The sequence below is a fragment of the Rhizobium sp. RHZ02 genome (genome assembly GCF_014851575.1).
GTDB classification, from domain to species: Bacteria; Pseudomonadota; Alphaproteobacteria; order Rhizobiales; family Rhizobiaceae; genus Rhizobium; species Rhizobium altiplani.
Genome location: NZ_JACUZX010000005.1, coordinates 398,626 through 406,898 on the forward strand (window position 1 = coordinate 398,626; position 8,273 = coordinate 406,898).

At 60.8% G+C, this 8,273-nt stretch carries 10 protein-coding genes and 1 tRNA gene; 6 read left to right on the plus strand and 5 right to left on the minus strand.

Features of this window, described 5'->3' with window-relative positions; all coding sequences use genetic code 11:
- Positions 1–53: 53 nt before the first annotated feature.
- Positions 54–500 carry an RrF2 family transcriptional regulator gene (locus tag IB244_RS11920; RefSeq protein ID WP_018858473.1) on the minus strand — a complete coding sequence of 149 codons (447 nt, stop codon included), beginning with the start codon at positions 498–500 and terminating at the stop codon, positions 54–56.
- 412 nt (positions 501–912) lie between these two features.
- Between IB244_RS11920 and IB244_RS11925 the strand changes: the two genes are divergently transcribed.
- From IB244_RS11925 to cysN, 3 genes are all read left to right on the plus strand, one after another.
- Positions 913–1,659 (plus strand): phosphoadenylyl-sulfate reductase, encoded by a 747-nt coding sequence (locus IB244_RS11925; protein WP_018116470.1) that lies wholly within the window; start codon positions 913–915, stop codon positions 1,657–1,659.
- A 111-nt stretch (positions 1,660–1,770) separates the two neighbouring features.
- A complete protein-coding gene (cysD, locus tag IB244_RS11930; protein ID WP_192304333.1) occupies positions 1,771–2,724 on the plus strand; it encodes a sulfate adenylyltransferase subunit CysD in 954 nt (317 codons plus the stop codon).
- 1 nt (position 2,725) lies between these two features.
- Positions 2,726–4,213, plus strand: a complete 1,488-nt coding sequence (gene cysN / locus IB244_RS11935; protein ID WP_192304335.1) for a sulfate adenylyltransferase subunit CysN — start codon at positions 2,726–2,728, stop codon at positions 4,211–4,213.
- 59 nt (positions 4,214–4,272) lie between these two features.
- On the opposite strand, the gene IB244_RS11940 is transcribed toward cysN, so the two are convergent.
- Positions 4,273–5,094: a bifunctional allantoicase/(S)-ureidoglycine aminohydrolase gene (locus tag IB244_RS11940; protein WP_192304337.1), complete on the minus strand. Its 822-nt coding sequence runs from the start codon at positions 5,092–5,094 to the stop codon at positions 4,273–4,275.
- Between the two features lie 125 nt (positions 5,095–5,219).
- Here IB244_RS11940 and IB244_RS11945 point away from each other — a divergent pair, with 125 nt between their 5' ends.
- Positions 5,220–5,435: a hypothetical protein gene (locus tag IB244_RS11945; protein WP_018116466.1), complete on the plus strand. Its 216-nt coding sequence runs from the start codon at positions 5,220–5,222 to the stop codon at positions 5,433–5,435.
- Between the two features lie 145 nt (positions 5,436–5,580).
- Here IB244_RS11945 and IB244_RS11950 read toward each other — a convergent pair whose 3' ends face one another.
- From IB244_RS11950 to IB244_RS11960, 3 genes are all read right to left on the minus strand, one after another.
- Entirely contained in the window at positions 5,581–5,814 is a 234-nt protein-coding gene (locus tag IB244_RS11950) for a hypothetical protein (RefSeq protein WP_018858477.1), read from the minus strand.
- 518 nt (positions 5,815–6,332) lie between these two features.
- Positions 6,333–6,590 carry a hypothetical protein gene (locus tag IB244_RS11955; RefSeq protein ID WP_192304339.1) on the minus strand — a complete coding sequence of 86 codons (258 nt, stop codon included), beginning with the start codon at positions 6,588–6,590 and terminating at the stop codon, positions 6,333–6,335.
- 582 nt (positions 6,591–7,172) lie between these two features.
- Positions 7,173–7,249, minus strand: a tRNA-Pro gene (locus IB244_RS11960).
- 272 nt (positions 7,250–7,521) lie between these two features.
- On the opposite strand from IB244_RS11960, the gene IB244_RS11965 reads away from it, so the two are divergent.
- Both IB244_RS11965 and IB244_RS11970 read left to right on the plus strand, forming a co-directional pair.
- Positions 7,522–7,935, plus strand: a complete 414-nt coding sequence (locus IB244_RS11965) for a hypothetical protein (protein WP_192304341.1) — start codon at positions 7,522–7,524, stop codon at positions 7,933–7,935.
- Positions 7,936–8,162: 227 nt separating this feature from the next.
- Positions 8,163–8,273, plus strand: a 111-nt coding sequence (locus IB244_RS11970) for a helix-turn-helix domain-containing protein (protein WP_192306975.1), incomplete at its 3' end; no start/stop codon positions are given.

Below are 8,273 nucleotides of genomic sequence, written 5' to 3' on the forward strand. Positions count from 1 at the left end.
TTATCCGCCTGATGGTCTCAAGCAACATGCAGCAGCATGGACGATGATTAGGCCTAGGCGAGTAAACGGGTGACTTCCGCGACCTTTGCCGGCGCGACAGCATCTGCGATCGTCGTGGAGAACAGCACCTTGCGGGTCGCATCCGCCACCTTGGCGAAGACATGGCGGATCTCGCAGTTCTGCTCTCCATCGCAATCATCGCATTTGCGATAAGCGGTGATCGAGAGGCAGGGAAGCGGTGCGATCGGCCCGTCGATGATGCGCAGCACCTCGCCGAAGGTGATCATGTCGGCCGGCTTCAGCAGCAGATACCCGCCCGTCTTGCCGCGGCGACTGACGACGATGCCCTGGTGCTTCAGGTCGAGAAGGATCTGTTCAAGGAACTTCTTTGGGATCTTCTGCTGCGCCGCAATGTCTGAGATCATCACCGGCTCGCCGTCATCGGCTGCCGCCAATACCGTCAGCGCCCTCAGCGCATATTTTGCCTTTTGCGTAATCATTTTTGACCGTCGACACACACATGGCGGGCGGAATCACAGACCCGCCGCAAGCAGGATCCTGTCTCTATGGCATGCGCAGCATGAACGGAATTTGAACAAGCCGGCGAAACCCTTGAGAGACAAGGTTTTTGGCCTTGTTTTTTCACCCTCGGCCAATACTGCAAATTTACGTCAAAATGCACTTGCGATGTCATCAATTCACATTTCCGATTGACAGGCAACGTGTTACTCTACTAAATCAATAGACAATTGGGCTGACCGTCGACAAACCATCGCGGTGCGGCTGCTTTTCCGCATTGCAGCGGCCGGGGAGAGATATTTGCTCCTATCGCGCCTGCTTTCGAAATCCGTTTTTCTGTCCGATCCAAGCCCGACCTGCGATACTCCGGCCAACATCAAGGACAGGATCCCCATGACTGTTGCTGCCAATCCGAACGCTGAAGCGGAAACGCTGAACGCGAACCTCGCGAGCCTTGACCTTGCGGAGCGTCTGTCGCTCGTCGCCGGCCTTGGCGGCCGCGTCGTCTTCACCACCTCCCTCGGCATCGAGGACCAAGTCATCACCGCCGAAATCGGCAACCACCGCCTTCCGATCGACGTCGTGACGCTGCAGACCGGACGGTTGTTTCCGGAAACGCTGGCGCTGATCGACGAGACCGAGAAGCAATACGATCTTCACATCAGCCGTTACGAGCCCGAACAGGCAGATATCGATGCCTATGCCGCCAAGTACGGCCTCAACGGCTTCTATGAGAGCGTCGAAGCCAGGCATGCCTGTTGTGGCGTGCGCAAGTTGAAGCCGCTTGCGCGAGCCCTGGCAGGGGCGACGATCTGGATCACCGGCCTGCGCCGTGGCCAATCGGCCAACCGCGCTGAGACGCCGTTTGCGGAATATGACGCGGAGCGTCATCTCCTGAAGGTGAACCCGCTCGCCGACTGGGACCTCGACGTTATCAAGGCCTATGTCGCCGACAACGGCGTGCCGATCAATCCGCTGCACGCCCGCGGCTATCCCTCGATCGGCTGCGAACCCTGCACCCGGGCGATCAAGCCGGGCGAGCCGGAACGCGCCGGCCGCTGGTGGTGGGAACAGGACGAAAAGCGCGAATGCGGCCTGCACGTGGCTGAAGAGGCCTCGGCGATTGCCGCACAACAGTAACCCGTCGACTTCGGGATCGGAGCGCGGCCCGTCGCCTGCGCTCCTCGAAGTCTGAAATGCACCCATTCCGGATGCCTCCCTTCCGAGAATGATTGAAGCCTGGAGTCAGAAATGCCCGATAGCCGTCCGGATACGGAACTCAACAATCCCCGGAGCGCGAAGCCGCCGCTCGACCCGCATTTGAAGGCTCTCGAAAACGAAGCGATCCACATTTTCCGTGAGGTCGCCGCCGAATTCGAGCGTCCCGTCATGCTCTACTCGATCGGCAAGGATTCGTCGGTCCTGCTGCATCTGGCCCGTAAGGCCTTCTACCCCGGTCGCGTCCCCTTCCCGCTGCTGCATGTCAACACCGGCTGGAAATTCCGCGAGATGATTGCCTTTCGCGATGAAACCGCGAAGAAATACGACCTCGACCTGATCGAGCACATCAATCCGCGCGGTGCGGCCGAAAACATCACGCCGTTCACGCATGGCTCGGCCGCCTTTACCGACATCATGAAGACCGAAGGGCTGCGCCAGGCCCTCGACGCCGGCCAATTCGATGCCGCCTTCGGTGGCGCGCGCCGCGACGAGGAAGCCAGCCGCGCCAAGGAACGCATCTATTCCTTCCGCACACCAGACCATCGCTGGGATCCGCGCAACCAGCGCCCGGAACTCTGGAACATCTATAATGGCCAGATCCGCAAGGGCGAAAGCGTTCGCGTCTTCCCGCTGTCAAACTGGACCGAAGTCGATATCTGGCGCTACATTCAGGCCGAAGACATTCCGCTCGTGCCGCTCTACTACGCCAAGAAGCGCCCCTTTGTTGAGCGCGACGGCATGATGATCCTTGCCGAAGATCCGCGGCTGGAACTGTTGCCCGGCGAAGTGCGCCAGGAAGGCATGATCCGTTTCCGCACCCTGGGCGATTTTCCGCTGACGGGCGCCATCCCATCGAAGGCGACCACGCTCGAAGAGGTGATTGCCGAACTCGAAATTGCCACTGTCTCCGAACGTCAGGGCCGCGCCATCGACCGCGACCAGTCCGGTTCCATGGAAAAGAAGAAGCGTGAAGGATATTTCTGAGATGATCGCAGCCGTAACCGCCGCACACGCCCTTGCCGTGCCCGCCGCAGATCCTGCGACGGCAACGCGCGACTCGCGACCGCTGCGCCTCATCACCTGCGGCAGCGTCGATGATGGCAAGTCCACCCTGATCGGCCGCCTGCTCTGGGATACCAAGGCCGTCAAGGAAGACCAGGCCGCCACGCTGCAGCGCGATTCCACCGGCAAGCAGAACGATCTCGGCCTGCCCGACTTCGCACTGCTGCTCGACGGCCTGCAGGCCGAGCGCGAACAGGGCATCACCATCGATGTCGCCTATCGCTACTTCTCGACCGACAAGCGCTCCTTCATCGTTGCCGACACGCCCGGCCACGAGCAGTACACCCGCAACATGGCAACCGGCGCCTCCACCGCCGATCTCGCCGTGCTCCTGGTCGACGCGCGCGCCGGCATTCTGGAGCAGACGCGTCGCCACGCAACGATCGCCTCGCTGCTCGGCATCAAGCAGTTCGTGCTTGCCATCAACAAGATCGACCTGACGAACTACGATCGCGCCGGCTTCGAGAAGATTACGCACGAGTTCCGCGAATTCGCGCTGTCGCTCGGCGTCAAGCAGATCACCGCGATCCCGATGTCGGCCCTGAAGGGCGAGAACGTCGTTTATTCCGGCGAGGCATCGATGCCGTGGTACGCCGGCCCGACGCTGGTCGAGACGCTCGAGCTTGCGACCGTCCGCTCCTCGCAGGCGACAGGCTTCCGCTTCTCGGTGCAGCGCGTCTCGCGTCCGGGGGAAAGCTTCCGCGGCTACCAGGGCACCGTTGCCGGCGGGTCCGTCAAGCCGGGTGATAGCGTCATGATCCTGCCGTCCGGCATGGTCGCCAACGTCTCCAAGATCGTCACCTTCGATCTGGTGCGCAACGCGGCAGTCGCCGGCGATGCGATCACGCTGGTCCTCGACCGGCAGGTCGACGTCGCGCGCGGCGACATGATCGTCTCGATCGACAGCCAGCCGCAGGTCGGCCTCTCCTTCGACGCGCAGATCGTCGCACTGCAGCCGGAGGGTATCGAAGCCGGCAAGCGCTACTGGCTGAAGAGCGGCAGCCGCCGCCAGCGCGTGCAGGTACAGCCGTTGGCGCAGCTTGAACTGAAGACCGGCGCCTGGGCTCCTGTCGATACGCTCTACATGAATGCGATCGGCAAGGTGCGCCTCGCCTTCGACGAACAAGCGATCTTCGACCCCTACGAGCAGAACCGGGCGACCGGCTCCTTTATCCTGATCGACCCCGACACCAACAATACGGTGGCCGGCGGCATGGTCAGCGGAAAGCGGAGCGAGCTCGGCGGCATCCACGGCGGCGATGCCCGCGTGATCCTGTCGCTGCCGGCCGACCTCGCCGACCAGATCATGGCGAGCGAACTCTTCGCCAACCGCCGCCATGAGGCGGAGGTGCGGCGCATGACCGCCGCTGAGGCGGCCGACCTCTGGTCGAACGCGGCAAGCGACATCTAGGCAAACGAAAACGGGGCCACATCGGCCCCGTTTCTCATTCTAAACTCGCCGCGTGACCCCTACCACAGTGGCATGTGGCGATTGACGTCCTTGTAGAGCAGGTAGCGGAAGCGTCCGGGACCGCCGGCATAGCAGGCCTGCGGGCAGAAGGCGCGCAGCCACATGAAGTCACCGGCTTCGACTTCGACCCAATCCTTGTTGAGACGATAGACGGCCCTGCCCTCGAGCACGTAGAGGCCGTGCTCCATCACGTGCGTTTCCATGAACGGGATCACGCCGCCGGGCTCGAAGGTGACGATGGTGACGTGCATGTCGTAGCGAAGATCGGCCGGGGCGATGAAGCGCGTCGTGGCCCAGGCGCCGTCCGTATCCGGCATCGGCTGCGGCGGGTGATTTTCCTCATGCGTGAAGATCGCCGGCGGCGGCTCCTGCCCCTCGACCTCTTGGAACGCCTTGCGGATCCAGTGAAACTTCACGGGTGCAGCACTCTTGTTCCACAGCGCCCAACGGGAGCCGGCGGGCAGGAAGGCGAAGGAGCCGGGGCGCATTTGGTGTGCCTTTCCGTCGAACTCGACGGTCATCTCACCGTCGACGACGAAGAGCACGCCTTCGGCGCGCTTCTCCGGTTCCGGCCGGTCGCTGCCGCCACCCGGCAGCACTTCCATGATGTACTGCGAGAACGTCTCGGAAAAACCGGTCAGCGGGCGGGAGATCACCCAGGCACGTGTCCCTTCCCAGTGCGGGAAGTAGCTGGTGACGATGTCAGTCATGACGCTGCGGGGGATGACGGCATAGGCCGTCGTGAACACCGCCTTGCTGGAGAGGAGTTCGGTCTGCGGCGGCAGGCCGCCCATGCTGGAGTAGAAGTTCGAGCTGCTCATTGGTTCACTTTTCACGGGCCGGGATTGTCAATCTGGTTTAAGCGCCGCATCTCTTCTAGGCAACCTTTAGATTGCCGTCGCCGCGGCAGACTGTCCGCGGTGCCTCGCTAGCTCAGGAGGGATCGATGAGTCTGGAAAAACTTCGGGAAGACTATGTTCAGAGGGTCAAGGAATACGAGGACAATCTCAAATCCATGTCCGAGAACGACGTCAAACACTTCCGCGCGGAGGGTGGCGGGCCGCTCTCCGATATCACCGAGCAGATCCGCAACGAGTATTATCGGCATATCGAGACCTATGCGACCCTGATTGCCGAAATCGATGCCATTCTCGGAGCTTAGCGCGCTCGAAGCCGGAACAGCCGCTGCACCAGCGGTGCCGGATCGAAGCAAAGGGGGCTGTGCGTCCGTAGCCGGGCCCGAGGGTCGGGGACCCTGGCCACTACGGGTGCTGCATCCGATTGCTGAAATGATTGGGCAAGCCGTCTTAAGCGATCCTGGCAAGCCTGACATCGGTGTCATCGGCCAAGATCTCAGCCTGCGCGACGGACACGTTTGCCGACGCCATCAACAGCAGGCACAGGCCGACCGCGCGCGGTACTTCGGTTTCACCCGACGCCCAGCGACGTGTCGTCGTCTGATCGACACCAAAGAGCTTTTGGACACCAGCCGCGCTCAGTCCCGTGACGGCAACCGCAGCTTTGTATTCTGAGGTCTTCATGCACTGTTCCCCGCCCGCCGAAGCGCGCTTGTCTGATATATCTTTATGTGAAGCTGCGTACTTTAGTTCTCGCTTATTTTTATGGATACCGAAATACGACATCTAAGCCTCCGTTTGCGACAGCGACGCCGATGCGACCTTTCGGCTGAATGTTCCAGAGGCTGTAGTTGTGTTGTTCACAGCAAGGAAGCTAAATGGCGGCGTAAGAAAAAAGCCCGCCTCCGCGGCTTTTCGGCTGGACATCGAAAACCTCCCGCCCGACCCGGCCCTTGGTGACAACCAAGTCAATTCCTTTTGATGGCGGATCCGGTGTTTGCCGTAGACCGCTCTAGGACTCCAAGGCTCGTCCCGAAAAATCCCGAGATATCGTGGATCTTCACGAGCCGTAAATTTACTGTCGCGTACTTAACCGTTGGTCTCGTTTGTGGTCCGCTCCACCCAGAAGACATGTTCTCTACCGACTATTGCGGCTACTGTTCCAGGCACCCGCTTGACCGCGGATGGCAAAGCGATGGTCTTCAGAGGCTCGTTTCAAGGAGGATTTCGTGAAAAGGATAGTCGGCCTTGCGGCCGTCTTTTGCTCGTTTTCTATTTTTGCTTTCGCCGCCGCGCCCAGTGATATCGCCGATCTCGTCGGTACTCGCGCGACGGACGCTGCGTCCAAGATGCAAGCCCGTGGCTACCGACACGTCAGGAGCAGCACTTGGTGGAACGACAAGACGGGCACGTGTGTCGATGTACGCGTGTCGTTTGGCCGCTACTCGCGTATCGATCAATTGAAGCCGTCTGCATGCGGCGAAGCTTCCGCCGGATCGCCGGACTTGAGCAACGTTCCGGCTCGCGCTTTGCGCGCGTGCAGCCGACGGGCCGATCGATATCAGAGCCCTCGAGGGGGAACGAACGTCGTCAAGGCAGCCGAGCGGACCGGTCCCACCTGGCTTCTGACGATCGCCACCCGACATTACACTCTAGAATGCACAGTTACGGCTTCCGGACGCGTAATTCGGATGGACACGAAGTAAAGATCCAAGATCCACTGGAGATGCACCCCACATTTCCACAGCTCGTACAGCGGAGCTTCGGCATCAGCGTTTCAATTATCACTCGTCCCCAAATCGCCGCCCAATCTCCCACCTGTCCAGCCAACAGAGATGACGGCATTTCGAGTTGCTCTTTCCGCGAGTCGGCGGCGGCGCGTTTGTCTTCGCCGTCGGCTTAAGCGAACCACAGTCGAGAATTTGTAGCCGCCGACGGCTTTCCGACGGATTGGAATTCCAATCAATTGCTGAATCTGTCGGTGAGGTTTTTGTGCGTCCATTGGCACAAATGAAAAACCCCTGCAGAGCAGGGGTTTCGGCTGGTCGGAGTGGAGTGATTCGAACACTCGACCCCCACGTCCCGAACGTGGTGCGCTACCAGACTGCGCTACACTCCGTGACCAGCGGCGCCTCTATAGACCGGCCCATCTCGTTGCGCAAGCACCAAAATTCAAAAGCCGGCGCATTTTTTGCCGACAGGGCCGGCGCACCTCCTGAGAGCACTAAGTGGAGCAAAATGACACACTTGCGGCAAATTTTGCGATTGCCAAGGCGGGCCGATTTTCTTTTGCCGGGTTCCGCGTTAAAGCCCTCGGCGGGACAAGCGGAAACCGCTGCAGACCAGCGATTCCCGCCGTCGAATGCGCGACAACTTTTCAAGGACGATAGAATGAAACTCCGCACCTTTGCCGCGGCTGGGCTTATCATTTCGCTTGCCGGCTGCACGACGATTCCGACCTCCGCAGATCCGATCTCCAGCCGCTGGGTTGGCCAGTCGGCCGGCAAGTTCTTTGCCGCATTCGGCCCGCCGATCAACGATGTCGAGAACGGCTCCAGCGTCACCTACACCTGGAAGGGCGGCTACAAGACGGTTCGCACCCCGGCGAAATACGCAGAAGGCGCGGATGGCAAGCGCGGCAAGCAGATCGCGGCTGCCCGCACGCAATACCTGCGCTGCCAGGCGGAAATCGTCACCAGCTCCGACTACACGATCCGCAGCATCCGCGTCGTCGGCGACATCCCGGGCGTGAACGGCCCGTCCTATTGCGCGGAGTTCCTGGCGCCGGCACAACCCGCGCAGTAAGAAACGGCAGAGCGAGCGTTTGGAAGGCGGCCCATTGGTCGCCTTTCTTCTATGTCGAGTATTCTGAGTTGCTACGCGGCCTCCGTTCGCGGCTGACACCGCGGCAAAAGACTTCATCATTGCTGGTGTCCTTCCCGAGAGAGGGGTGACAGTTCATACCGGAGACATGGGTTACACTTTTGGCCTTTGCGAGGAGAGCGAAGGTGCCTTTGCAGGAGTGCAACCGCATGGACGAGCGTCTCAAATTCGTTGCGCGGGTTCTGGATGGCGAGAAGATAGCGGCGCTGTGCCGCGAATTCGGCATCTCCCGCAAGACCGGTCACAAGATCATCAGCCGC